Source organism: Streptomyces sp. NPDC020490, assembly GCF_044335305.1.
Classification (GTDB): Bacteria; Actinomycetota; Actinomycetes; order Streptomycetales; family Streptomycetaceae; genus Streptomyces.
Genome location: NZ_JBIRUY010000001.1, coordinates 381,990 through 405,143, shown reverse-complemented (window position 1 = coordinate 405,143; position 23,154 = coordinate 381,990). Strand labels below are relative to the sequence as shown.

Below are 23,154 nucleotides of genomic sequence, written 5' to 3'. Positions count from 1 at the left end.
TTCCGGCCGCGCGCGGCATGGCATCAGCTGGGGCTCGCGGAGCTGACCCGGCGGGGCCGGGAGCTGGAGCTGATGCACCGGGCCATGGGGTTCGCCACGCTCGCCCTGGTCACACTGGCTCCGCTGCTGATCGTGATCGCCGCCGTGGACCCGCTCGGGCACGGCGGGTTCGCCCTGTGGCTGGTGGACGGCATGGACCTGTCCGGCCGGTCCGCCAAGGCGCTGTCGGACGTCTTCACCCCGCCCAGCAAGGTGGTCAGCACCACCGGCGTGCTGAGCATCGTGCTGCTGGCGCTGTTCGGGCTCTCCTTCGCCGCGAGCGTGCAGAACGGCTACGAGCGGATCTGGCGGACGGCCGCCGGCCCCTGGCACCGGCTGTGGCGCCAGACCGTCTGGCTGATCATGCTCATGGCCTACCTGTACGCACAGGTCCAGACCCGGAACGTGCTGCAGGGGCCCGCCCGCGTCCCGCTCAGCATGGCGGTGGGGGTGCTGTTCTTCTGGTGGGGGCCGCACTTCCTGCTGCACCGGCAGGTCGGATGGGGGCACCTGCTGCCCGGCGCGATCGCCACGATGGCGGGCCTGGTCGGGCTGCGCTGGTTCTCCTATCTGGTGTTCACCCCGCTCCTGGTCACCAACGCGATCAGCTACGGCCCCGTCGGCACGGTGCTGGTGGTGGAGTCCTGGCTCGTCGGCGTGGGGTTCGTGGTCTACGGCGGTGCGCTGGTGGGCCGGCTGCTGTGCGAGCGGTTCTGGGACGCCGACCCGCCGGACCGGCAGGCGCCCCGGCACCAGCACGGCGGGCGGGGGCCGTCGGCCGCCGCCCGCTCCGCGGACCCCGCGCGGCCGGGTCCGTCCGAGTGACCCGCGGCCCGTTCAGCCCTGGTCCGCGCCCGTCTCGTCGTCCTCGTCGCGCTCGCCCTCGGCCTGGGAGGGCGTGGTGCGCGGCACTTCCTCGGCGGGTGAGATGTCGTCCCGCTCGCCCTCGGCCTGGGACGGTGTCTGCTCACTCATCAGGCCTCCTGGTCCGGTCCGGTCCGGCTCGTACGGCGCATCCGAGTACCCGGATACGGCCCGGCGCTACCGTCCCGTGCCTACCGGCCCGTCTCGGGCGTCCCACCGGCCCGTCTCGAGCGTCGCTAGCAGCCCGTGTCGAACGTCCGGGCCGGGTGACGGCGACGGGGCCCGGCAGCTCCCCCGCGGCCGGACCCCGTCGCCGGGGAGGGGCTGAGGAGGTCAGCGGTGGGTGAACCAGGCCATGGCCGGGAGCGCCTTGTCGTCGTAGCCGAACAGCGCCTGGTTCTCCCAGCCGTTGCCGGACGCCGCGTCCGTGGGGTCCCAGCCGTTGCCGTTGACCGCGGTCCAGGTGGCCTCCCAGTGGAAGACGCCGAGGCCGCGGTGGTTCGGCACCGCCTCGACGATGTTCGCGACGGCGTTCATCCAGGCCAGCTGGCCCGCCGTGGTGGCCGGGTAGCCGGCGACCAGTTCGCCGGTGGTGTCGATGATGTTGGTGAGCGAGTCGTCGCTGTCGAGACGGAACGGGTAGGCCGTCTCGGCGATGAACACCGGCTTGCCGTAGCGGGAGGCCGCGTCGTCGAGGGTGGTCTGGGCGGCGGCCAGGGAGCCGTGCCAGTAGCCGTAGTACGACAGGCCGATCACGTCGTAGTTGATCCCGTAGGTCTTCGCGTTGTCGAACCACCAGCGGACCGTGCCGTCGTCGCCCGCGTTGGCGAGGTGCAGCGCGACCTGCGTGCCGGAGGAGACCGCCTTCACCGCGCTGTAGCCGGAGTTGATCAGGCCGGCGAGCTGCGTCCAGTTGCTCGTCGAGCCCTCGGACCACAGCATGCCGCCGTTGATCTCGTTGCCGACCTGGACCATGTCGGCGGTGGTGCCCTGGGCCTTGAGGGCGTTGAGGACGTCGTAGGTGTGGTTGTAGACGTCCGTCTTCAGCTGACTGTAGGTGTGGCCGGACCAGGCGGCGGGCTTGTTCTGCTTGCCCGGGTCGGCCCAGGAGTCCGAGTAGTGGAAGTCGACCAGCAGCTTCATGCCGGCCGCCTTGACGCGCTTGGCCATGGCCAGCACGTGCGCCTTGTCGTTGTAGCCGTCGGCGGGGTTCACCCAGACCTTCAGGCGCGCGTAGTTCATGCCGGCGTTCTTCAGGATGGTGACCGCGTCGCCGGCGGTGCCGGCGCTGGTCCGGTACACGCCGCCGTACGCCTCGCTCTTGGCGAGGGAGGAGATGTCGGCGCCCTTGACGGACAGCCCGGTCGAGCCGGACGCGAAGGTCAGGTCGTCGACGTTGATCCAGTTGCCGGCGTTGGCGTCGGAGGTGACGCTGATCGTGCACTGGCCGGCGGTCACCGCGACCGAGGTGACGACGCGCACCCAGTCGCTGGTGGACACCGGGAGATCGGTGCGCTGCTCCGCACTGCCGCAGTTCTTCAGGGAGAGGTAGGCGGCGTTCTGGCCGCTGCTGGAGCGGACCCAGGCGGTGAGCGTGTAGGTGCCGGACGCCAGCCCGGACAGGTACTGGTACGTCTCCACCTTGTAGGCGGAGGACGCCCAGTGCGTCAGGCGGTAGCTCCCGCCGTGGCCGCCGGACTCGGTGTAGGAGGCGCCGGTGCTGCCGTACTCCGACCAGCCGGTGGGGGTGGCCGCGCCGGTGCCGTCCGCCTCGAAGCCGCCGTTGGTGAGGGTGGCGGCGGCCTGTGCGGTGGTGGCGGGCAGGGCGGTGAGGGCGAGCCCCGCCACGAGCGGCAGCAGCAGGGCCCTGAGGGTGCGTCTGGGATGGAACATCGTCGTCCGTCGTCCCTTCGACGTGGATGGGGGTGGGTTCCCTCGTGACGCGAGGGAGGCCCCTCCGCCCGCGGCTCGCGGCTCCACGGGCGGAGGGGAGCCTGCTCGGCGACTGTCCGGCGGGTCGTGCCGGACAGTCACCTGCCGTCGAGTCGTACGACCCGGACGGCTCCCGCGGGGACCGCGAGGCGGCCCGCGGCGCGCTCGCCGGTGAGCAGTTCGGTGCCGTGCGTCTCCAGCGGCACCTTGGCGTCCGACGCGGTGTGGTTGACGGCGAACAGGTAGCTGCCCGACTCGCCGGTGCGGCGTACGACCTCCACGTCACGGGGCAGGTCGGCGCGCGGCGCGAGGCCGGCGTCCTCGGCGGCCCGCTCCAGCAGGGCGTCCAGGCCGTCCGCGCCGAGGCGGGTGGAGACGTACCAGGCGGTGCCCAGGCCGTGGCGGTGGCGGGTGACCGCCGGGCGGCCCGCGGGCAGGCCGTCGGCGTACGTCCACACGGTCTCGGCGCCGCCGGGGACCACGAACTCGCTCCACACGTCGGCGGCGAGCTCGCGGCCGTCCGGTCCGGCGACCCGCACCGACTGCCCCTGCAGCAGCGGCGAGAACTCCTCGACGGTCAGGCCGAGCACGTCCCTCAGCGGGCCCGGGTAGGCGCCCTCGTGGACGGCGTCGTGCTCGTCGACGATGCCGGAGAAGTACGAGACGACGAGGGTGCCGCCACCGTCGACGTACCTCTCCAGATTGGCGCCGGCTGCCTTCGTCATCAGGTACAGGGCGGGCACGACGACAAGGGGATACCTCGACAGGTCGGCTTCCGGGTGCGCGAAGTCGACCGTGAGGTGGCGGTCGTAGAGGGCCTCGTAGAAGGCGTCGGCGCGCTCACGCGGGTCGTGGTCCTCGCTGGGGCGCCACTGGAGGTTCTGCGCCCACCAGGACTGCCAGTCCCACAGGACGGCCACGTCGGCCTCGGTGCGGGTGGAGCGGACGGTGGCGAGGCAGTCGATCGCCGCGCCCAGCTCGACGACCTCGCGCCACACCCGGGTCTCGGTGCCGCCGTGCGGCAGCATCGCCGAGTGGAACTTCTCGGCGCCGCGCCGGGACTGGCGCCACTGGAAGAACAGGGCGCCCTCGGAGCCGCGGGCCACGTGGGCGAGGGAGTTGCGGGCCATCTGGCCGGGGGCCTTCGCGGGGTTGCGGGGCTGCCAGTTGATGCCCGACGTGGAGTGCTCCAGCAGCAGCCAGGGGGCGCCCCCGGCGACGGAGCGGGTGAGGTCGGCGGCCATCGCGAGGTTGACGTGGGTGCGGCGGCCGTCGGTGATCAGGTAGTGGTCGTTGGTGACGATGTCGACCTCGCGGCCCCAGGCCCAGTAGTCGACGGAGTCGCACTGGCTGAGCGCGGTCATGAAGTTGGTGGTGACCGGCACGCCCGGTGAGAGGCGGTGCAGGATGTCCCGTTCCGCGACGAAGTTCTCCCGCATGGTGGCGTCGGCGAAGCGCCGGTAGTCGAGGGCCTGGCCGGGGTTGCCGACGGTCGGGGTGCGGCGCGGCGGGTTGATCTGGTCGAAGCCGGCGTACCGCTGGCCCCAGAAGGCGGTGCCCCAGGCGTCGTTGACGGCGTCGACGGTGCGGTACGCCGCCGCCAGCCAGCGGCGGAAGTGGGCGGCGCAGGAGTCGCAGTAGCAGGCCGAGACGGGGACGCCGTACTCGTTGTGCACGTGCCACATCGCGAGCGCCGGGTGGTCGCCGTAGCGCTCGGCGAGCCGTGTGGTGATGTTCGCCGCGGCCGCACGGTAGTCGGCGTTGCTGTGGCAGATGGCGGCGCGGGAGCCGAACTCGTAGCGCACGCCGTCCTCGGTGACCGGCAGCGCCTCGGGGTGGGCCCGGTAGAACCAGGCGGGCGGGGCCACGGTCGGCGTGCCGAGGTCGACGCGGATGCCGCCCTCGTGCAGCAGCTCCAGGACGCGGTCCAGCCAGGCGAAGTCGTACACACCCGGCGAGGGCTCCAGCAGGGCCCAGGAGAAGATCCCGACGCTCACCATCGTGACGCCGGCCTCCCGCATCAGCCGGACGTCCTCCTGCCAGACGTCTTCCGGCCACTGCTCGGGGTTGTAGTCCCCGCCGAAGGCGAGCCCGGTGAGGCCCCTGGGGGTGGTCTCCGGCATGGAATCTCTCCCGTTTAATCGATCATTTGGGAACGTGCACACACGGCGGCGGCCGTGCGAGCCCAACATAACCGCACAGCAACAACCATTGACAAGTGTCCGGGATGTTTCTCTACTGTGAACGCTCACAGAGCACCGCGAGCGAGCCCCGGCCGAGGTCAGGGAGGCGAGCCGCGGCACCACCATGGCAGGCCCTCGCAGCGGGCGGGGGCCCCAGGTCAGGGGAGAGATCCATGCCCAACACCCAGCGCGGACGGCTCGTCAGAGGCGCAGCCGCCGCCGTCGCCGTCGCCCTCGGCGCCACCGCCCTCGCCGCCTGCGGCTCGTCCGACGACGACAGCGGCACCGAGTCCGGTCCCATCTCGCTGACCTACTGGACCTGGACGCCCGGCATGGACAAGGTCGTCGACCTGTGGAACAAGGGCCAGGGCAAGAAGGACAAGATCACGGTCACCGTGAAGAAGCAGGCCTCCGGCGACTCGCTGATCACCAAGATCCTCACCGCGCACAAGGCGAAGAAGGCGCCCGACCTGGTGCAGGCCGAGTACCAGGCGCTGCCGACGCTGGTCAGCAACGACGCGCTGGCCGACATATCCGGTGAGGTCGGCGACGCGAAGAGCAGCTTCGCCGACGGCGTCTGGCAGCAGACCACGCTCGGCACGGACGCGGTCTACGCCGTCCCGCAGGACATCGGGCCGATGATGTTCTACTACCGCGCCGACCTGTTCCAGAAGTACGGCCTGAAGGTCCCCGCCACCTGGGACGAGTTCGCCGAGACCGCCCGCGCGCTGAAGAAGAAGGCCCCGGACAAGGACCTCACCACCTTCTCCGCCAACGACTCCGGCCTCTTCGCCGGCCTCGCCCAGCAGGCCGGCGCCAAGTGGTGGACGACCGCCGGGAACAAGTGGAAGGTCGGCATCGACGACGCGGCGACGCGCAAGGTGGCCACTTTCTGGGGCGGTCTGGTCAAGGAGGGCGCCGTCGACAACCAGCCGATGTACACCCCGGCCTGGAACAAGGCGCTGAACACCGGCAAGCAGATCGCCTGGGTCTCCGCCGTGTGGGCGCCGGGCACGCTGACCACGGCCGCGCCCGACACCAAGGGCAAGTGGGCCATGGCCCCGCTCCCCCAGTGGTCGGCGGGCGAGAACGTCACCGGCAGCTGGGGCGGCTCCTCCACCGCGGTCACCACCGACTCCGCGCACAAGGCGGCGGCCGCGAAGTTCGCCGCCTGGCTCAACACCGACGGCCAGGCCCTGCAGGCCCTGGCCAAGGAGAGCGGCATCTACCCGGCCGCCACGAACGCCCAGACCAGCGGCGCCTTCGCGACCCCGCCGGCCTACTTCTCCGACCAGCCGGACTTCTACACCAAGGCCGCCGAGATCGCGAAGACCACGGCGCCCTCCGCCTGGGGCCCGAACGTGAACGTCGCCTACACCGCCTTCAACGACGCCTTCGGCGCCGCCGCGAAGAACAAGTCGGACTTCACCGCCGCCCTGCAGACGATGCAGGACACCACGGTCGCCGACCTCAAGAAGCAGGGCTTCGAGGTCTCCGAGTGAGAACCGCACGCCGGAAGCCGTACGGGGTGAAGGGGGCCCCTTACGGCTTCCTTCTCCCCGCGACGGCCCTCTTCGCCCTGTTCTTCGCGCTGCCCATCGGCTACGCGGTCTGGCTCAGCTTCCGCAAGGTCCACGTCTCCGGCCTCGGCCTGGGCGCGGGCGCCCGCAGGGAGGTCTGGGCCGGCCTGGAGAACTACACCGACGCCCTCACCGACAGCGAACTGGTGGACGGCGCGCTGCGCGTGCTCGGCTACGGCTGCGTCGTCGTGCCGGTGATGCTCGGCCTCGCCCTGCTGTTCGCCCTGATGCTCGACTCCGACCGGGTGCGCCTCGCGCCCGTCACCCGGCTCGCGATCTTCCTGCCGTACGCCATCCCCGGCGTCGTGGCGGCGCTGCTGTGGGGCTTCCTGTACCTGCCCGACGTCAGCCCGTTCTACTACCTGCTCGCGAAGCTGGGGCTGCCGCAGCCGGACCTGCTGGACGGCGGTCCGCTCTACCTCGCCCTGTCGAACATCGCGGTGTGGGGCGGCACCGGCTTCAACATGATCGTCATCTACACCTCGCTGCGGGCCATCCCGGCCGAGGTGTACGAGGCGGCCAGGCTCGACGGCGCCACCCCGCTGCAGATCGCGCTGCGGATCAAGATCCCGATGGTGGCGCCCTCGCTGGTGCTGACCTTCTTCTTCTCGATCATCGCCACGCTCCAGGTGTTCAACGAGCCGACCACCCTCAAACCGCTCACCAACTCCGTGTCGACGACGTGGAGTCCGCTGATGAAGGTCTACCGGGACGCCTTCCGTACCGGTGACGTCTACCAGGCGGCCGCCGAGGCCGTGCTCCTCGCCCTCGCCACGCTCGTGCTGTCCTTCGGGTTCCTGCGGGCCGCGAACCGGCGTCGGAAGCAGGAGGCAGCACGATGAGTTCTCTTGCCGTACACAAGGCCGCGCCGACGGCCGGGGCCACGCCCGGTACCGTGCAGGGCCCGCCGCCGCGCCCCCGGATCGCGTGGGTGCCGACGGTCACCCTGGTGCTCGGCGCCCTCTACACGCTGCTGCCGGTGGCGTGGGTGGTGATCGCGTCCACCAAGTCCGGGCGCGAACTGTTCTCCACCTTCACCTTCCTGCCGGGCACGGGCTTCGCCGACAACGTCAAGGACCTCACCTCCTACCGCGACGGCGTGTACTGGAAGTGGATGGGCAACTCCGCCCTCTACGCCGGTCTCGGCGCCCTGCTGTCGACGTGCGTGTCGGCGGTCAGCGGCTACGCGCTCGCGGTCTACCGCTTCCGCGGCCGCGAGGCGGTCTTCAACATCCTCCTCGCCGGCGTGCTCATGCCGCCGGTCATCCTCGCCGTCCCGCAGTACCTGCTGCTGGCGAAGGCGGACCTCACCGACTCCTACTGGTCCGTGCTGCTGCCGCAGATCCTCTCGCCGTACGGCGTCTACCTCGCGCGCATCTACTCGGCCGCCGCCGTGCCCGGCGACATCGTCGAGGCGGGGCGGATGGACGGCGCGAGCGAATGGCGCGTCTTCACCCGGATCGCGCTGCCGATGATGGTGCCGGGCCTGGTGACGGTGTTCCTGTTCCAGTTCGTGGCGGTGTGGAACAACTTCCTGCTGCCGTACATCATGCTCAGCGACGACGAGAAGTTCCCGATCACGCTCGGTCTGTACACCCTCCTCGAACAGGGCTCCAACCAGCCCGCGCTGTACACGCTGGTGATCACCGGCGCGTTCCTGGCGGTGATCCCGCTGGTCGCGCTGTTCCTGGTGGTCCAACGGTTCTGGAGCCTCGATCTGCTCTCCGGGGCCGTAAAGTCATGACCATGGGCAACACGGGGGGCCGACGCAGACCGCCGACGATCCACGACGTGGCGCGCGAGGCCGGAGTCTCACGGGGCACCGTCTCGCGCGTCCTCAACGGCGGGCACTACGTCAGCCCGGCCGCGCAGGAGGCGGTCAACGCGGCGATCCGCAAGACGGGTTACGTCGTCAACCGGCACGCCCGCTCGCTGATCACCGGGCGGTCGGACTCGGTCGGCTTCCTGCTGACGGAACCTCAGGAGCGGTTCTTCGAGGATCCCAACTTCAACGTCCTGCTGCGCGGCTGCACCCAGGCGCTGGCCGCGCACGACATCCCGCTGCTGATGATGCTGGCGGGGACCGAGGACGAGCGCCGGCGCATCATGCGGTACATCACCGCGGGTCACATGGACGGAGTGCTGCTGGTCTCCAGCCACTCCGGCGACCCGGTGGCCGAGGAACTGCGGGCGGCGGGCGTGCCGCTGGTCGCCTGCGGCAAGCCGATCGGGCTGGGGTCGAAGGTCAGTTACGTGGCCGCCGACGACCGGGACGGCGCCCGGGACATGGTGCGTCACCTGCTGTCGCTCGGGCGGCGGCGGGTGGGCGTGGTCACCGGGCCGCTGGACACCCCGGGCGGTGTGGAGCGGCTGGCCGGCTACAAGGAGGTGCTCGCCGAGGCGGGGATCGAGGTCGACGAGCAGCTGATCGTCTCCGGTGACTACAGCCGGGCCAGCGGCGAGACGGGCGCGGAGCGGCTGCTGGCGCAGGCCCCGGACGTGGACGCGGTGTTCGTCGCCTCCGACCTGATGGCGCAGGGTGTGCTGACGGCCCTGGAGCGGGCGGGGCGGCGCGTGCCGGAGGACGTGGCGGTCGGCGGTTTCGACGACTCCCCGGCCGCGCTGGCCGCCCGCCCCGAACTGACCACCATCCGCCAGCCCTGGGACCGGATCAGCTCCGAGATGGTCCGGGTGCTGCTGGCCCAGATCGGCGGCGAGGACCCGGCGGCGGTGATCCTGCCGACGGAACTGGTGAAGCGCGAGTCGACGTGACGGCGTGAGCGGCGCCCGTTCGCCGCAACCGGTCAGGATCGGAGAAGCCGTCCGCCGCTCCCCCGCCCTGGCGTGGGATCACCGACGACATCCGTCGGCCCGCCACCGGCAAGGAGCGCGCCCGCCGACATCCGGGGGCGGCCGGACGCGCTGCGGGAGGCGGGCGCCGAGGTGGTGCGGGACGTGCGGGACGTCGGCAACGGCAGGCTGACCGCCTTCGTGCAGGACGCGGACGGCAACCAGGTCGGGCTGCTCCAGGACCCGCCCGCCTGAGCCGTCCCCGGCGGGTGCCGGGCGGTGGATGCGTCCGCACTGGTTGCACAGTCAACAAGTGGCGGACCCGGTGTTACCGTGCGGGTATGGCAGCTGAGACGGCCGAGGCCCGGCTCGAGGAGCGGTGGCGGGACATCCTGTCCGTGCACGCGCGCACGATGTGCGAGATCGACCGGGTCCTGCACCCGCACGGCCTCGGCGCGAGCGACTTCGAGGTGCTCGACCTCCTCGCGTCCGAGGCGCCCGCCCACGGTGACCACTGCCGGGTGCAGAACCTCGTCGGCCGGGTCCACCTCAGTCAGAGCGCGCTGTCCCGGCTCATCGGCCGACTCGAGAAGGACGGCCTGGTCGAGCGCTCCGTGTGCACCGAGGACCGGCGCGGCGTCTGGGTCGCCCTGACCGCCAAGGGCCGCGAGGTGCACGCCCGGGCGCTGCCCCTGCAGCGCGCCGCGCTCACCCGCGTGCTGGACGACCGCACCGCACCGTGACCCGCGAGGGCGTGTCCCGGAACACGCCCCCACGACCTACGGCCGGGCGAGCAGCGTGCGCACGCCCTCGGAGGTGAGCGTCAGCGGGTGGTCGGAGCCGGCGTCTATGGTCAGCGACAGGTCGTCGGCCGGCCACTGGGAGGCCAGCGCGCCCAGCGGCACCAGGCGGTAGCGGGAGACGAACGGCAGCAGCTCGACCATCTCCGGCTCCGAGGTGAACACGGGCACCACCGGATTGCCGCCCGGCTGCTCCAGGACGGGCAGCGCCACCGCGGACGGATCGGCGATGTCCTCCGGGGTCGCGTCGTCGGGCACGGGAACGAGCACCTCGCTGCTCGCCAGCGTGTCCAGCGCCGCCGTGTCGTCGGTGTTGACGGCCAGTGCGTCCAGCGCCCGCCTGGCCGGAGTGACGTTGTGGTCATGCGCGGGTGTGTCCATGGCAGATCCCCTGGTTGCGATGGTCGTAGGCCCGCCCCGGACAAGATCGCAGCCTGGACCGCCCGCCGGGCACGGTCCTGCTCGCGTACCCGATCCGGACGGGGCCATTCCTGCACGGAACGGGGAACGGCCACCCCGTGTGACATGACCGGACGGCGAGGGTTTAACATATGAGCGCCGTCTAGCTCGAAAGATGAACCTGTGACTGTCAACGACGCCTCGTTCACCAACTGGAAGCACCGCGAGGAGATCGCGGAGTCGATGATCCCGATCATCGGGAAGCTGCACCGCGAGCGGGACGTCAACGTCCTGCTGCACAGCCGCTCCCTGGTGAACAAGTCGGTGGTCAGCATTCTCAAGACCCACCGATTCGCCCGGCAGATCGCCGGTGAGGAGCTCTCGGTCACCGAGACGCTGCCGTTCCTCCAGGCGCTCACCGCGCTCGACCTCGGTCCGTCCCAGATCGACATCGGCATGCTCGCCGCGACCTACCGGACCGACGACCGCGGTCTGAGCGTGGAGCAGTTCACCGCCGAGGCCGTCGCGGGCGCCACGGGCGCCAACAAGATCGAGCGCGGCGAGGGCCGCGACGTGGTCCTCTACGGCTTCGGCCGCATCGGCCGGCTGGTGGCCCGCCTGCTCATCGAGAAGGCCGGCTCCGGCAACGGCCTGCGGCTGCGCGCGATCGTCGTCCGCGGCGGCGGCGAGCAGGATCTCGTCAAGCGCGCCTCGCTGCTGCGCCGTGACTCCATCCACGGCCAGTTCCAGGGCACGATCACCGTCGACGAGGCGAACAGCACGATCTACGCCAACGGCAACGCGATCGAGGTGATCTACGCGAACGACCCGTCCGAGGTCGACTACACCGCGTACGGCATCAAGAACGCCATCCTCATCGACAACACCGGCAAGTGGCGCGACCGCGCGGGCCTCTCGCAGCACCTGCGTCCCGGCATCGACAAGGTCGTGCTGACCGCGCCGGGCAAGGGCGACGTCCCGAACATCGTGCACGGCGTCAACCACGACACGATCAAGCCGGACGAGCAGATCCTGTCCTGCGCGTCCTGCACCACCAACGCGATCGTGCCGCCGCTCAAGGCGATGGACGACGAGTTCGGAGTGCGGCGCGGTCACGTGGAGACCGTCCACTCGTTCACCAACGACCAGAACCTGCTGGACAACTACCACAAGGCCGACCGGCGCGGCCGCTCGGCGCCGCTCAACATGGTCATCACCGAGACCGGCGCGGCGTCCGCCGTCGCGAAGGCGCTGCCCGACCTGAAGGCGCCGATCAGCGGCAGCTCGATCCGGGTGCCCGTCCCGGACGTCTCGATCGCGATCCTCAACCTTCAGCTGGCGCGGGAGACGTCGCGCGAGGAGGTCCTGGACTACCTGCGCGAGGTGTCGCTGACCTCGCCGCTGAAGCGCCAGATCGACTTCACCACGGCGCCCGACGCGGTCTCCAGCGACTTCATCGGCTCGCGCCACGCCTCGATCGTCGACGCGGGCGCCACCAAGGTCGAGGGCGACAACGCCATCCTCTACCTCTGGTACGACAACGAGTTCGGCTACTCCTGCCAGGTCATCCGCGTCGTCCAGCACGTCTCCGGGGTGGAGTACCCGACGTTCCCGAGCCCGGCGGTCTGACCCGGCCGGACGGAGCGTCCGGTGCGCGGCCCCGTCGCGGGCCCCGCACCGGACGCTCCAGCACGGGTTCGGCGCCCGTCGGTACCGCGTGACATCAGCGGCGTGATCGGGGGTACTCCGGCGGCGGGAGGTCCTTATGTTCGAGGCGTCTGATATCCGTGAGTGGCGGGGCCACGATGTCGTGGACCAGGACGGTCACCGGATCGGCCAGCTGGAGTCGGTCTACGTGGACACGAAAACCGACCAGCCCTTCTTCGCCACCGTCACCGTCGGTCTGCCCACCCGCCGCCGTCTGGTGTTCGTTCCCCTGCCCGGCGCGACGGTCGGCCCGGGCTATCTGAAGGTCGCCCACGGCAAGGACGTGGTCAAGAAGGCCCCGTCGATCGACACCGACGGCGAGCTGCCGGCCTCCGAGGAGCCCGAGGTCTTCGCCCACTACGAGATGTCCTACGCGCCGGGCGCCGGCGGCGAGCGGCGCCTCGGACGCCGCTGAGGCACCCGGCCGACGGAGACGTGATGACCCTCTTCCTCTTCCTGCTTCTCGTCGCCCTCGTCCTGGGCATCATCGGCTTCGCCGCCCAGGGCCTGTCCTACCTTCTGATCATCGGCGCCGTGATCCTCGGCGTCGATCTCGTCTACGCGGCGGTGCGCTTCCGCCGGGGCGGGAGGAAGCACCGCATCACCCGCTGACGGCGGCAGGGCGGGCAGACGGGCCGGCGCGGGCACACGGCCGGCGTCATCGAGATGCTGGCATGGGTCCTGCTGTTTCTCCTGCCGGGCATCGGCATCTTCCGTCCCCGGGGGCGGCAGTCCGAGGCTCTCCCGGAGCCGCGCGGCGACGCGCGCGACCGTGCGGGGGTCAGCCCACTCAGCCAGAAGGACGGCGAGCCGGCGCACCGCGTCACGGAACCCCTCCCCGGCATACCGCCAGTCCGCGAACGCGGAGGACGGCCGCCCGGCAGGACGGGGCCGAGGGCCGTGTCCCACGCCCGGACGGCGTCCGTGTCCGGGACCGCGCCGTCGAAATTCCGTGAACGCCGACCGCCAGACCCGCCGCGCCACCGCTTCCGCGCCACCGCTTCCGCGACGGCGTCGAGCCCCTCCGGCCACGGGCCGGGGCGTGCCAGCAGCAGCCGTACCTGGTCGAGCGGCGCCAGTCCGCTGCCGCGCACGCCTCCCCCGAGTTGCGCCTCGACGTCCATACCGGTGGTGATCTCGATGCCCGCGTCCCTCAGTTCGGCCAGGGTCACCGTGTCGGCGCCGGTGAGCCCCGGAGGGCTCCCGGGCAGGTCTTCCTGCGCCACCTGACGGGCGAGCCACTGCCGGAGTGTGCCGTTCGCCGCCCTGACGGTGGCCGCCGGGTCGTCCGGGACCAGTCCCGGGTCGGCGGGGATCCAGGTCCCGGCCGGATCGCTCCCGAAGGCCGGCGCGGCCAGGACCGGCACCCGGCGGCCGTCCGGAGCCGCTTCCAGCAGCAGGCGGCCGTAGGTGAACCAGACGCGGGTTCCGGTGCGGTCGGCGATCACCCGGGCGAGGGCCTCGTTGCGGCCGTCCTCCTCACCGATCAGGATCACCACGGGCGCACCCGGCTGCCGTTGCGGGTCGTGCCGCACCAGCTCGGCGAACTCCTCGTCCGACACCGGCCTGCCGTCCGCCAGCACCACTCCCTCGTCGTTCCGCTCGGCCACCGTCGCGTGGGCGGCGGGCCCCCAGGACGCGGGGTGAACGCCCCGGGAATCGGCGGCCACGTCCGTGTTCAGGCGGATGCCGGGACGCCCGCTCCAGTTCCTGCCGTGCGGGGCGCCGTCGTCGCCGCTGAGCAGGGACTGCTGCGGGTAACCCTGCCGGGTCAGCCCGTAGGCGGCGAGGGCGTCCAGGCTGCCGGCACGGCCCCGGCGATGGGCGCTGCTCGCGAGGGAGAGGGCATCGTAGTGCCGGGCCGCGTCCACCGGGGCGTCCGGCGCAAGGTGCAACAGCATCCGGGTGATGCCGTCGAGGTCCAGGCCGGCGCCGAAGCCGGGGTGCCCGGCGCGCGCCGATTCGATCAGGCGCAGCGAGTTGAACAGCCCGTTGCGCAGCTCCTGCGGGAGCGGCTGGGAGCCGAAGGTGGCGTCGACGACCGCCCAGAGTTCCTGAAGACGTTGCTGGACCGCGTTGCCGGTGGGCGGCGGTGCGGCGGCGGACCGTGTCTCCGGCACCGGAGTCAGCACCGACCGTCAAATCACCCTGAACTACGCGTCCCGGGCGGCACTCGTTTCGACCACCATCGGTCCCCTGAACCCGTCTTCCCGAGCCGGCATGGTGGCCGCACGCATAGCCGACCCTCGAACTATGTTGCCCCGCCACATGTGCGCCTGACCTGCGGATTCCTACGGTGTGGCGACACGCAAACGTCCCCGTCACACCTCAGGAAGTGGTGCCGATGTCGTCGCCCGCAACCGCTCCACCAGCCCCGAACAGCCTCAAGCGCATCGTCGCCGCGTCCCTCATCGGCACCACCATCGAGTGGTACGACTTCTTCCTCTACGGTTCCGCCGCGGCGCTCGTCTTCAACAAGCTGTTCTTCCCGGACTCCGACCCGCTGGTCGGCACCCTGCTGTCGTTCCTGACGTACGCCGTCGGATTCGCCGCCCGCCCGCTGGGCGCCCTGGTGTTCGGGCACTACGGCGACCGGCTCGGGCGCAAGAAGCTGCTGGTGCTGAGCCTGTTGCTGATGGGCGGCGCGACGTGCGCGATCGGTCTGCTGCCCACGCACGCGACGGCTGGGACCGCCGCTCCGGTGCTGCTGACCACGCTGCGCCTGGTGCAGGGCTTCGCGCTCGGCGGCGAGTGGGGCGGCGCGGTGCTGCTGGTGTCCGAGCACGGGGACGCGCGGCGCCGCGGGTTCTGGGCCTCGTGGCCGCAGACCGGCGCGCCCGCGGGGCAGCTGCTCGCGACGGGCGTGCTGTCCGCGCTGACGGCCCTGCTGTCGGACGACGCCTTCGTCTCGTGGGGCTGGCGGGTCCCGTTCCTGCTCTCCGGCGTGCTGGTGATCGTCGGGCTGTGGATCCGGCTGTCCGTCGACGAGTCGCCGGTGTTCAAGCAGGCGCTGGCGCACGCCGAGGCCCGCAGGGCGGCCCGCGACGCGGAGCCGGAGAAGCTGCCGCTGGTGTCCGTGCTGCGCCACCACTGGCGTGACGTGCTGGTGGCGATGGGCGCACGCATGGCGGAGAACATCAGCTACTACGTCATCACCGCGTTCATCCTGGTGTACGCGACGACGTCCGCCGGCGTCTCCAAGCAGACCGCGCTCAACGCCGTGCTGATCGCGTCGGCCGTGCACTTCGCGGTCATCCCCGCCTGGGGCGCGCTGTCGGACCGGGTGGGGCGGCGTCCGGTGTATCTGCTGGGCGCGGCCGGCGTCGGGCTGTGGATGTTCCCGTTCTTCGCGCTCGTCGACACCGGGAGCTTCGGCAGCCTGGTCCTCGCCGTGACCGTGGGCCTGGTGCTGCACGGCGCGATGTACGCGCCGCAGGCCGCGTTCTTCTCCGAGATGTTCGCGACCCGGATGCGCTACTCCGGCGCCTCCATCGGCGCCCAGTTCGCCTCGGTCGCGGCGGGCGCCCCGGCCCCGCTGATCGCGACCGCGCTGCTGGCCGACTACGACAGCTCCACCCCGATCGCCCTGTACGTCATCGCCGCGGCCGTGCTCACGCTCGTCGCCGTGGGTGTGGCGCGGGAGACGCGTCACCGGGACCTGGCCGACGTGGCCTCCCCGGCCGGCGAGGAGCAGGCCACGGCGCGGGCGGCGGAGGGCGCGCGCACGGTGTGATCCTCCGGGTACCGGCCCCCGTACGCAGTGTGCGTGCGGGGGTCAGCCCCGTTCGGGCGCGGACAGCCGGTGCAGCCGCAGGGCGAGCTGGATCTCCAGGGCGCGGGCGGGGCTCTGCCAGTCGGCGCCGAGCAGGCGGCCGACCCGCTCCAGGCGCTGGGCGACGGTGTTGACGTGGACGTGCAGGTCGTCCTTGGTGCGGGCGGGGCTCATCCCGCAGGCGAAGTACGCGTCCAGGGTGCGGACCAGGTCGGTGCCACGGCGCGCGTCGTACGCCATGACCTGCCCGATGGTGCGCTCGACGAAGCCGGCGATGTCCCGGTCGCCGGCGAGCAGCAGGCCGAGGAAGCCGAAGTCCTCGGCGGCGGCGCCGTCGCCGGAGCGGCCCAGCAGCGCCAGGGCGTCCAGGCAGCGGCGCGCCTCCTCGTAGGCCGCGGCCACGACGTCGGGGCGGCCGGCCAGGTCCCCGACGGGCGCGGAGGCGCCGACGGTGACCGCCTCGTTGACCGCCGTGCCCAGGTCGCGGGCGGTGCGGCGGGCCAGGTCGGTCGCGGTGGCGCCGGAGGTGAGCGGCAGCAGCAGGACGGTCCCGCCGTCGCGTGCGGCGGCGAGGCCGTGGCGGGTCGCGGCGAGGTGCGAGGCGGCGGACCACAGGCGCCGCCGGGCGTCCGCCGCCTGGTCGGCGTCCGCGGTGGCGCCGTCGAGGCGGGCGGCGAGGACGACGTGCACGGCGTCGAGGTCGGCGCGCAGCCGGGAGGCGCGATCACGCAGCAGGCGGGGGTCCCGGTCGCGGGCGTCCAGCAGGTCGTCCAGCAGCTCGCCGCGCACGCGCTGTTCGGCCTCGGCGGCCGACCGTCTGGCCAGCAGCAGCAGCGAGGTGACCATCGCGGCGCGCTCCAGCGTGCGCTGGTCGACGGGGTCGAGGCGGGGGTGGCCGCGCAGGACGAGCGCGCCGAGCAGCTCGCCGCCTGCGGCGACGGCGGCGATCCAGTCGTCCCGGTGCCGTACGGCGTGGCCCTCCGCGCGGGACGCCGCCAGGGCGGCGGCCGGGGCCGCGGCGGCGTCGGCGAACTCGACCGTGCCGTCGAGGACCTCGGCGACGGCCGCGGCCACGTCGTGGACCCCGCCGCCGCGCAGGACGAGTTCGGCGAGCCGGTCGTGGACGTCGGAGGCGCGCTCGATGACCGCGCTGCGGTCCCGGATGATCTCGTTGGCCCGCTCCAGCCCGGCGAGGGCGGAGCGGGTCTCGGTCAGCAGGTTCGCGGTGTCGATGGCGGCGGCGGCGAGCGCGGCGAACGAGCCGAGCAGCGCGATCTGCTCCCGCTCGAAGACCCGGGCCCGCCGGTCGGCGGCGAACAGGACGCCGATGACGTGGTGCCCCAGCATCAGCGGCACGCCGAGGATGGCGACCAGGCCCTCGTCGCGCACGCCCGCGTCTATGGAGTGGGTGTGCTGGAAGCGGGCGTCCTTGAAGTAGTCGTCGGTGACGTAGGGGCGGGCGGTCTGGGCCACCAGGCCGCCGAGCCCCTCCCCCATGCCCAGCCGCAGCTGCTGGAAGCGGGCGGCGACCGAGCCCTCGGTCACCCGCATGTAGGTGTCGCCCCGCACCGGGTCGTTCAGGCTCAGGTAGGCGACGTCCGTGCCCAGCAGGGAGCGGGCGCGCTGCACGATCGCCCGCAGCACGGCATCCAGGTCGCGCAGGCCGGCCAGGTCGTGGGCGGTCTCGAAGAGCGCCGACAGCTCCGCCTCCCGCCGGCGCCGGCCCTCCAGCTCCGCGCGCACCCGCAGGGCGAGCAGCTTGGCGTGCTCGAGCGCGGCGACCGTCTCCGCGGGACGCCTCTCGGCGCGGGCGAGCAGCACCGGCTGCTCGTAGGCGTCGGCGGAGGCTCCCCTGGCCAGCAGCTCCAGGAACGGCGTCTCGGCACCGGCGGACGCCGGACCGGGGCGTTCGGCGCCGACGGTCGCCGGGCCGGGGTGCTCGGCGCCGACGGTCGCCGGACCATGGTGTTCGGCCGCGGCGGCCGCCGGGCCGGGGTGCTCGGCACCGGCGGACGCCGGGGCGGGTGGTGCGGCACCGACCCGCTCGGCGGACTGCGTGTGATCGCGAGGCATGCTCACAGGATCACCCATCGCACGACCACCCCGTCAGCCCTGTGGACAACTCGGCGGCTCGGCGGAACCGGCCCGCTCAGTGCGCGGTCCAGCCGCCGTCGAGGACGAGCGAGGTGCCGGTCATGAAGGAGGCCTGCGGGGTGCACAGGTACGCCACGGCCTCGGCGACCTCCTCGGGTTCGACGAGTCGTTTGACGGCGCTGTCCTGCAGGAGCACCTCCGTCAGCACGCGTTCCTCGGGGATGCCGTGCGCGCGGGCCTGGTCGGCGAGCTGCTTCTCCACCAGGGGGGTGCGCACATATCCCGGGTTCACACAGTTGGAGGTGACGCCGTGGGGCGCCCCTTCGAGCGCCGCGGTCTTGGACAGCCCCTCCAGACCGTGCTTGGCGGAGACGTAGGCCGACTTGTAGGCGGAGGCGCGCAGGCCGTGCACGGAGGACACGTTGACGATACGGCCCCACTTCTGCCCGTACATGTGGGGCAGGGCGCCGCGGATCAGCCGGAAGGGCGCCTCCAGCATCACGGTGAGCACGGTGTGGAAGACGTCGGGCGGGAACTCCTCGATGGGGCGCACCAGTTGGAGCCCGGCGTTGTTGACGAGGACGTCGGTGCCGACGGCGGCCCGCTCGGCGGCGTCGAGGTCGGTGAGGTCGAGGACGTGGGGCTCGACGCCGCCCGTCAGGCCGGCGGCACGGTCGGCGAGCTCCTCCAGTCCGGCGGCGTCCCGGTCGACCGCTCTGACCTTGGCCCCGGCGGCCGCGAGCCGCAGCGCGCAGGCGCGGCCGATGCCGCCGGCGGCACCGGTGACGAGGGCGGTACGGCCGCCGAGGTCGAGGGAGGACGCGTGGGGGGCCGCAGGGGCGGTGGGCGGGGTCATGCCTCGACCCTAGGCAGCACCCCTGCCCCGCCACATGTGGTCAACACCCACACTTCATTCGTCACTCATGGGCTGGAACCATGTGGGTTCGTCAGACAGCGCCTGCTTGATCCGGAAGTGCTGGTACTCGCCCATCTCGGGCAGCGCGTCCAGTTCGAACCAGCCGACCTCGAGGGACTCGTCGTCGTTCACACACGCCTCGCCGCCGACCGCCCGGCAGCGGAAACAGATGTCCATGAACTGGCAGATGTCGCCGTTGGGGTAGGTGACCTGCCGGCCCGACTTCACCGCGACGACACGCTCGACGACGCACCGCACGCCCGTCTCCTCGAACACCTCCCGCACGACGGCGGCCGCGGGCTGCTCGCCCGGGTCCGGGATGCCGGAGATCACCGTCCACTTGCCGTTGTCCGCGCGCTGCCCCAGCAGGATCCGGCCCTCGTCGTCGAAGACGACGGCGCTGACACCCGGGAGCCAGAGCAACTGGTGGCCGACCGTGGTCCGTATCCGGCGGATGAAGTCAGGAGTAGGCATGAGTCCGACCCTAACCGGCGGACCGCGCCGCCTCCCTGCGACGCGAGGGGCGTGCGTCCGGCGTACCGCTACACCTCCCCGGCGCGCCGCCCGCGCACTCCGGCTGTGATCGCCCAGCCCAGTCCGCCCGCGGCGACCAGCAGCAACAGCATCTCCGGCAGGATGCCCAGCCGGGTGGCCGGCGTCTCGGAGGAGCGCAGCGGCACCTTCTGGACCAGGTGGCCGGGCACGAACATGCCGGTCTTCTGGGTGATCCTGCCGTCCGGCATGATGATCGCGCTGACGCCGCTGGTGACCGGCACGGTGACCGTCCGGCTGTGCTCGACGGCACGGACCCGGGACATGGCGAGCTGCTGGTACGTCATCTCGCTGCGGTCGAAGGTGGCGTTGTTGCTCGGCACGGAGATCAGCTGGGCGCCGTCGGTGACCTCGGAACGCACGGCCCAGTCGAAGGCGGCCTCGTAGCAGGTGACGAGGCCGACCTTGGCGCTGTCCATGGTGAACACGCCCGGCTCGGTGCCCCGGCTGAAGTCCTGGCGGACCATCGAGGTCCAGTCGCTGTTGATCGCGCCGATGAGCGAGCGCAGCGGGAGGTACTCGCCGAACGGCTGGATCTGCCGCTTGTCGTACGTCTGGGTGGGGCCCTTGACCGGGTCCCACAGGATCTGCTCGTTGTACAGCTTCCCGTCCCGCTCGACGACGCCGCCGACCGAGATCGGCACGCCGACGGCCTTGGCCGCCCGGTCGATGACGGCGCGCGCGTCGGCGTAGACGAACGGGTCGATGTCGGAGGAGTTCTCCGGCCACAGCACGAAGTCGGGCCTGGCGATCCTGCCCGCGTCGACCTCGGCGGCCAGGCGTTCGGTCTCGCGCGCGTGATAGTCGAGCACGGCCCGCCGCTGGGCGTTGAATTCGAGACCGGAGCGGGGCACGTTGCCCTGGATGACCGCGACGGTGGTGTAACCGTCCTCCGCCGCGTCACTCACCAGGGACCGGGCGGCCAGCGCGCCGGCGACCGGGACGGCGACGCTCAGCAGGGCCACGGCCGCCGCGGACCGCCGCACCGCCCGGGTGCGGCGCCCCCGCACCGCCAGCCGCACCGCCTCGCAGAGGCCGAAGCCGCACAGCACGACCCCGAAACCGAGCACCGGGGTACCGCCGACCGCGGCGAGCGGCAGGAAGACTCCGTCGGCCTGCCCGAACGCGATCTTGCCCCAGGGAAAGCCGTGGAACGGCACACGCGCGCGTGCCGCCTCGCCGGCGATCCACACCGCGGCCGCCCAGACGGGCCACCCGGGCAGCCGCGACACCGCGGCGATGCCCGCGCCGACCAGCGCGACGAAGACCGCCTCGATCGCCACCAGCGCCAGCCAGGGCCCGGGGCCGACCTCCACCCCGGTCCACACCAGCAGCGGGAGCAGGAAGCCCAGGCCGAACAGGTAGCCGAGGCCGAGGCCCGCCTTCCAGCCGCGTCCGCGCAGCACTCCACCGAGGACGGCGAAGGCCGGCAGGGCCAGCCACCACACGGTGCGCGGCGGGAAACTGACGTAGAGCAGCACTCCGGAGAGCGCCGCGACGAGAGCCGGGAGGAGACGCACCAGCCGTGCACGCCACCCGGGGGCGATGCGCGACTGCGACGGGGCCGACTCGTCCACGGAGGTTGCGGTGACGGTCACCCTGGGGAGTCTACGGCCGGTGACCTCGGCACCGACAGCGGCGGTCGGTGCGGCGGCGGGGGCCACCGGCGCCCGGCCGGGCTCCCCCATGAGGGCGCCACGACCCGAGGGCGCGACCCGAGGGCGCGATCCGGCCCGACCCGTCCACACGACGCCCCTCAGCGGTTACGGTGTGCCGGGGCCTCGGTCGCCCGGCCGTAGCGGCCGGACCGGTCCGGGGCGTGCGGGGTCGGGACGGCGGCCGGTTTCGGGGGGCGGGGTGCGTTCCACGGGGATGACGTCTGTGGCGGGTCCTGGGGAGGACGGCGACAGACGGAACGTTTCTGACGCGACGGGCGTGCTGGTGCTCGGGGCGTGCGCCGCCTGGTCGCTGATCACGGCGGGCGTGCGCGACGGCCGCCCGGAGGGCGTGCTGCTCGCGGTGCTGGCCGTGGCCGCCGGCTACGCGACGGGCCGGATCTGCGGCGCGCTGCTGCCGGTCGCGGCCCCGTGCGCCGGGGCACTGGCCGGGGCAGGTCTGACGGTGGCCGTCCCGCGTCTCACGCCGGGCCCGCAGATCGCCGTGCCGCTCGGACACGCCGGAGCCACCGCCGCCCTGCTCGTGCTCTCCACGGGCGCCGCGTGCTGCGCCGCCTGGGCCGCCGCACCGGGCAGGCGGCCGGCCCTCGGCGCGCTCGCGGCCGGCATCACGGTCACCGCGGCCGTCCTCGGGTCGGTCACCGGGTTCGTCGCCTGCGCCGCCGTGCTGCTGTGCTCGCTCGCCGCCGGCCGGGTGCACCGCCGCGGCCCGGGCATCGCGGGCCTGGCGCTGAGCGCGGGCCTGATCACCGCGGGAACCTGGGCCGTGGCCGGGGACGCGCTGCCGGGCGGGCTCGCCCGCTTCCTGGAGGGCCCGCTGACCCCGCACCGGATCGGGCTGTGGCGCGACGCCCTGGGGCTGGCACGCCGGGACGCCGCCCTCGGCGTGGGCCCGGGACGGTTCGGCGACCTGAGCCCGACGACGCTGCGGACGCTGCTGCCGGACGGCAGGCCGCACTCGGCGCCGCTGCAGCAGGCGGCGGAGCAGGGGGTCGTCGGCGTGCTGCTGCTGGCGGCGGCCTTCTGCTGGGTGCTGTACGCGCTGTGGCGTTCCGCCCGCCCCACGCCGGTGGCGCTCAGCGCGGCCGCCGCCCTAACCGCGGTCGCGGGCATCGCCTCGGTCGGCAACGCTCTCAGCTTCACCGCCGTCTCGGCCGGCGCGGGCGTCCTGGCGGGTCTGGCGACGGCACGTCCGCTGACCGACGACGCGCCCGGAAGCGCCGGCCGGGCGAGGGCGTGAGCCCGCCGGTCAGTGCGAGGCGGCGGACGGGCCGGGACGCAGGCGGTCCCGGATGACCCGGACCGCGGACTCCGCGTCGTCCACGGTCACGGTGAAGGTGTGCCCGTCCCACAGACGCAGTACGACGCCCTCACCGCGGCGCACGACCACGGCGGTGCCCCTCTCGGGCCGCCAGCGGTAGCCCCAGCCGCCCCAGTGACGCGGCGTGACGTGCGCGTCGTACTCCGCGCCGGCGACCTGCGAGAGGGGGATGCGGCGGCGCGGCACGCCGATGTGGCCGCAGCGCACCTCCACGCACTCCCTGTCCAGCCGCAGGTCGACGTGCACGAAGGCGAGGGTGCCGAAGAGGACCAGCAGCCCGGCGGCGATGCAGCCGACCACCGACATGACGAGCGGAGCGGCGCCGGACGACCAGGCCGAGTCGACGGCCAGCTCGATGCCGAGCGCCATGCAGGCGGCGCCGCCGAGCGCCAGCAGCCACTGCATCCGGTTGGTGGCGCGTCCGGTCCAGACGTCCGGGGGCTTGGCGGAGTGGCGGTGGGGGTGGTCCCTCATGACTACGAGGTTACTCAGGTTTCGCTGCGCGGACACCGGGTCGCGGAGAGTGACG

General features: G+C 72.6%; 22 protein-coding genes. 12 read left to right on the top strand and 10 right to left on the bottom strand.

What is annotated here, in order from left to right; translation table 11 throughout:
- Nucleotides 1-72: 72 nt before the first annotated feature.
- Nucleotides 73-864 (top strand): ribonuclease BN, encoded by a 792-nt coding sequence (locus ACH4ZX_RS01815; RefSeq protein ID WP_398266665.1) that lies wholly within the window; start codon nt 73-75, stop codon nt 862-864.
- Nucleotides 865-876: 12 nt separating this feature from the next.
- Here ACH4ZX_RS01815 and ACH4ZX_RS01810 read toward each other — a convergent pair whose 3' ends face one another.
- From ACH4ZX_RS01810 to ACH4ZX_RS01800, 3 genes are all read right to left on the bottom strand, one after another.
- Nucleotides 877-1,014, bottom strand: a complete 138-nt coding sequence (locus ACH4ZX_RS01810; protein WP_398265870.1) for a hypothetical protein — start codon at nt 1,012-1,014, stop codon at nt 877-879.
- 222 nt (nt 1,015-1,236) lie between these two features.
- Nucleotides 1,237-2,796, bottom strand: coding sequence for a glycosyl hydrolase 53 family protein (locus ACH4ZX_RS01805; protein WP_398265867.1), 1,560 nt, complete (start codon nt 2,794-2,796; stop codon nt 1,237-1,239).
- A 137-nt stretch (nt 2,797-2,933) separates the two neighbouring features.
- Nucleotides 2,934-4,958: a beta-galactosidase gene (locus tag ACH4ZX_RS01800; RefSeq protein ID WP_398265864.1), complete on the bottom strand. Its 2,025-nt coding sequence runs from the start codon at nt 4,956-4,958 to the stop codon at nt 2,934-2,936.
- A 233-nt stretch (nt 4,959-5,191) separates the two neighbouring features.
- Here ACH4ZX_RS01800 and ACH4ZX_RS01795 point away from each other — a divergent pair, with 233 nt between their 5' ends.
- The 6 genes from ACH4ZX_RS01795 (at nt 5,192) to ACH4ZX_RS01770 (ending at nt 10,131) form a co-directional block, all read left to right on the top strand.
- On the top strand, nt 5,192-6,520 hold the full coding sequence (locus ACH4ZX_RS01795; protein ID WP_398265861.1) for an extracellular solute-binding protein: 1,329 nt from the start codon (nt 5,192-5,194) through the stop codon (nt 6,518-6,520).
- Entirely contained in the window at nt 6,517-7,440 is a 924-nt protein-coding gene (locus ACH4ZX_RS01790) for a carbohydrate ABC transporter permease (RefSeq protein WP_398265858.1), read from the top strand. The genes ACH4ZX_RS01795 and ACH4ZX_RS01790 overlap by 4 nt, the downstream gene beginning before the upstream one ends.
- Nucleotides 7,437-8,342, top strand: a complete 906-nt coding sequence (locus ACH4ZX_RS01785; RefSeq protein WP_398265855.1) for a carbohydrate ABC transporter permease — start codon at nt 7,437-7,439, stop codon at nt 8,340-8,342. The genes ACH4ZX_RS01790 and ACH4ZX_RS01785 overlap by 4 nt, the downstream gene beginning before the upstream one ends.
- Entirely contained in the window at nt 8,339-9,370 is a 1,032-nt protein-coding gene (locus ACH4ZX_RS01780) for a LacI family DNA-binding transcriptional regulator (RefSeq protein WP_398265852.1), read from the top strand. The genes ACH4ZX_RS01785 and ACH4ZX_RS01780 overlap by 4 nt, the downstream gene beginning before the upstream one ends.
- 72 nt (nt 9,371-9,442) lie before the next feature.
- A complete protein-coding gene (locus ACH4ZX_RS01775) occupies nt 9,443-9,643 on the top strand; it encodes a VOC family protein (RefSeq protein ID WP_398265849.1) in 201 nt (66 codons plus the stop codon).
- Between the two features lie 86 nt (nt 9,644-9,729).
- Nucleotides 9,730-10,131: a MarR family winged helix-turn-helix transcriptional regulator gene (locus tag ACH4ZX_RS01770; RefSeq protein ID WP_398265846.1), complete on the top strand. Its 402-nt coding sequence runs from the start codon at nt 9,730-9,732 to the stop codon at nt 10,129-10,131.
- Nucleotides 10,132-10,167: 36 nt separating this feature from the next.
- Here the strand turns inward: ACH4ZX_RS01770 and ACH4ZX_RS01765 are convergent, their stop codons facing one another.
- Nucleotides 10,168-10,569 (bottom strand): SseB family protein, encoded by a 402-nt coding sequence (locus ACH4ZX_RS01765; RefSeq protein WP_360748935.1) that lies wholly within the window; start codon nt 10,567-10,569, stop codon nt 10,168-10,170.
- A gap of 201 nt (nt 10,570-10,770) precedes the next feature.
- Here ACH4ZX_RS01765 and ACH4ZX_RS01760 point away from each other — a divergent pair, with 201 nt between their 5' ends.
- The 3 genes from ACH4ZX_RS01760 to ACH4ZX_RS01750 all read left to right on the top strand — a co-directional run bounded on the left by ACH4ZX_RS01760 (nt 10,771) and on the right by ACH4ZX_RS01750 (nt 12,906).
- Nucleotides 10,771-12,216: a glyceraldehyde-3-phosphate dehydrogenase gene (locus ACH4ZX_RS01760; RefSeq protein WP_360748938.1), complete on the top strand. Its 1,446-nt coding sequence runs from the start codon at nt 10,771-10,773 to the stop codon at nt 12,214-12,216.
- Nucleotides 12,217-12,352: 136 nt separating this feature from the next.
- Nucleotides 12,353-12,709 carry a PRC-barrel domain-containing protein gene (locus ACH4ZX_RS01755; RefSeq protein WP_398265841.1) on the top strand — a complete coding sequence of 119 codons (357 nt, stop codon included), beginning with the start codon at nt 12,353-12,355 and terminating at the stop codon, nt 12,707-12,709.
- Nucleotides 12,710-12,732: 23 nt separating this feature from the next.
- Nucleotides 12,733-12,906 carry a hypothetical protein gene (locus tag ACH4ZX_RS01750; protein WP_398265838.1) on the top strand — a complete coding sequence of 58 codons (174 nt, stop codon included), beginning with the start codon at nt 12,733-12,735 and terminating at the stop codon, nt 12,904-12,906.
- Here ACH4ZX_RS01750 and ACH4ZX_RS01745 read toward each other — a convergent pair.
- Complete coding sequence (locus ACH4ZX_RS01745) at nt 12,852-14,414, bottom strand: hypothetical protein (protein WP_398265835.1); 1,563 nt, start codon at nt 14,412-14,414, stop codon at nt 12,852-12,854. The genes ACH4ZX_RS01750 and ACH4ZX_RS01745 overlap by 55 nt on opposite strands.
- 224 nt (nt 14,415-14,638) lie before the next feature.
- Between ACH4ZX_RS01745 and ACH4ZX_RS01740 the strand changes: the two genes are divergently transcribed.
- Nucleotides 14,639-16,027: an MFS transporter gene (locus ACH4ZX_RS01740; RefSeq protein ID WP_398265832.1), complete on the top strand. Its 1,389-nt coding sequence runs from the start codon at nt 14,639-14,641 to the stop codon at nt 16,025-16,027.
- A 42-nt stretch (nt 16,028-16,069) separates the two neighbouring features.
- Here ACH4ZX_RS01740 and ACH4ZX_RS01735 read toward each other — a convergent pair whose 3' ends face one another.
- The 4 genes from ACH4ZX_RS01735 to lnt form a co-directional block, all read right to left on the bottom strand.
- Nucleotides 16,070-18,139, bottom strand: a complete 2,070-nt coding sequence (locus tag ACH4ZX_RS01735) for a helix-turn-helix domain-containing protein (RefSeq protein ID WP_398265829.1) — start codon at nt 18,137-18,139, stop codon at nt 16,070-16,072.
- A gap of 76 nt (nt 18,140-18,215) precedes the next feature.
- Entirely contained in the window at nt 18,216-19,016 is an 801-nt protein-coding gene (locus tag ACH4ZX_RS01730) for a 3-hydroxybutyrate dehydrogenase (protein ID WP_398265826.1), read from the bottom strand.
- Between the two features lie 54 nt (nt 19,017-19,070).
- Nucleotides 19,071-19,550, bottom strand: coding sequence for an NUDIX hydrolase (locus ACH4ZX_RS01725; protein ID WP_398265823.1), 480 nt, complete (start codon nt 19,548-19,550; stop codon nt 19,071-19,073).
- A 68-nt stretch (nt 19,551-19,618) separates the two neighbouring features.
- Nucleotides 19,619-21,226 carry an apolipoprotein N-acyltransferase gene (gene lnt, locus ACH4ZX_RS01720; RefSeq protein ID WP_398265820.1) on the bottom strand — a complete coding sequence of 536 codons (1,608 nt, stop codon included), beginning with the start codon at nt 21,224-21,226 and terminating at the stop codon, nt 19,619-19,621.
- A gap of 274 nt (nt 21,227-21,500) precedes the next feature.
- On the opposite strand from lnt, the gene ACH4ZX_RS01715 reads away from it, so the two are divergent.
- The gene (locus ACH4ZX_RS01715; RefSeq protein WP_398265817.1) at nt 21,501-22,544 is read left to right on the top strand and encodes an O-antigen ligase family protein; all 1,044 of its coding nucleotides are present in this window, start codon (nt 21,501-21,503) and stop codon (nt 22,542-22,544) included.
- A gap of 9 nt (nt 22,545-22,553) precedes the next feature.
- On the opposite strand, the gene ACH4ZX_RS01710 is transcribed toward ACH4ZX_RS01715, so the two are convergent.
- Nucleotides 22,554-23,099, bottom strand: coding sequence for a hypothetical protein (locus tag ACH4ZX_RS01710; protein ID WP_398265814.1), 546 nt, complete (start codon nt 23,097-23,099; stop codon nt 22,554-22,556).
- Nucleotides 23,100-23,154: the final 55 nt, after the last annotated feature.

Coding starts and splice junctions, on each gene's coding strand:
- ACH4ZX_RS01710 (WP_398265814.1), bottom strand. CDS start 23,099: ATGAGGGACCACCCCCACCGCCACTCCGCCAAGCCCCCGGACGTCTGG.
- ACH4ZX_RS01740 (WP_398265832.1), top strand. CDS start 14,639: ATGTCGTCGCCCGCAACCGCTCCACCAGCCCCGAACAGCCTCAAGCGC.
- ACH4ZX_RS01800 (WP_398265864.1), bottom strand. CDS start 4,958: ATGCCGGAGACCACCCCCAGGGGCCTCACCGGGCTCGCCTTCGGCGGG.
- ACH4ZX_RS01780 (WP_398265852.1), top strand. CDS start 8,339: ATGACCATGGGCAACACGGGGGGCCGACGCAGACCGCCGACGATCCAC.
- ACH4ZX_RS01725 (WP_398265823.1), bottom strand. CDS start 19,550: ATGCCTACTCCTGACTTCATCCGCCGGATACGGACCACGGTCGGCCAC.
- ACH4ZX_RS01770 (WP_398265846.1), top strand. CDS start 9,730: ATGGCAGCTGAGACGGCCGAGGCCCGGCTCGAGGAGCGGTGGCGGGAC.
- ACH4ZX_RS01795 (WP_398265861.1), top strand. CDS start 5,192: ATGCCCAACACCCAGCGCGGACGGCTCGTCAGAGGCGCAGCCGCCGCC.
- ACH4ZX_RS01805 (WP_398265867.1), bottom strand. CDS start 2,796: ATGTTCCATCCCAGACGCACCCTCAGGGCCCTGCTGCTGCCGCTCGTG.
- ACH4ZX_RS01765 (WP_360748935.1), bottom strand. CDS start 10,569: ATGGACACACCCGCGCATGACCACAACGTCACTCCGGCCAGGCGGGCG.
- ACH4ZX_RS01785 (WP_398265855.1), top strand. CDS start 7,437: ATGAGTTCTCTTGCCGTACACAAGGCCGCGCCGACGGCCGGGGCCACG.
- ACH4ZX_RS01750 (WP_398265838.1), top strand. CDS start 12,733: ATGACCCTCTTCCTCTTCCTGCTTCTCGTCGCCCTCGTCCTGGGCATC.
- ACH4ZX_RS01755 (WP_398265841.1), top strand. CDS start 12,353: ATGTTCGAGGCGTCTGATATCCGTGAGTGGCGGGGCCACGATGTCGTG.
- ACH4ZX_RS01730 (WP_398265826.1), bottom strand. CDS start 19,016: ATGACCCCGCCCACCGCCCCTGCGGCCCCCCACGCGTCCTCCCTCGAC.
- ACH4ZX_RS01715 (WP_398265817.1), top strand. CDS start 21,501: ATGACGTCTGTGGCGGGTCCTGGGGAGGACGGCGACAGACGGAACGTT.
- ACH4ZX_RS01815 (WP_398266665.1), top strand. CDS start 73: ATGCACCGGGCCATGGGGTTCGCCACGCTCGCCCTGGTCACACTGGCT.
- ACH4ZX_RS01735 (WP_398265829.1), bottom strand. CDS start 18,139: ATGCCTCGCGATCACACGCAGTCCGCCGAGCGGGTCGGTGCCGCACCA.
- ACH4ZX_RS01810 (WP_398265870.1), bottom strand. CDS start 1,014: ATGAGTGAGCAGACACCGTCCCAGGCCGAGGGCGAGCGGGACGACATC.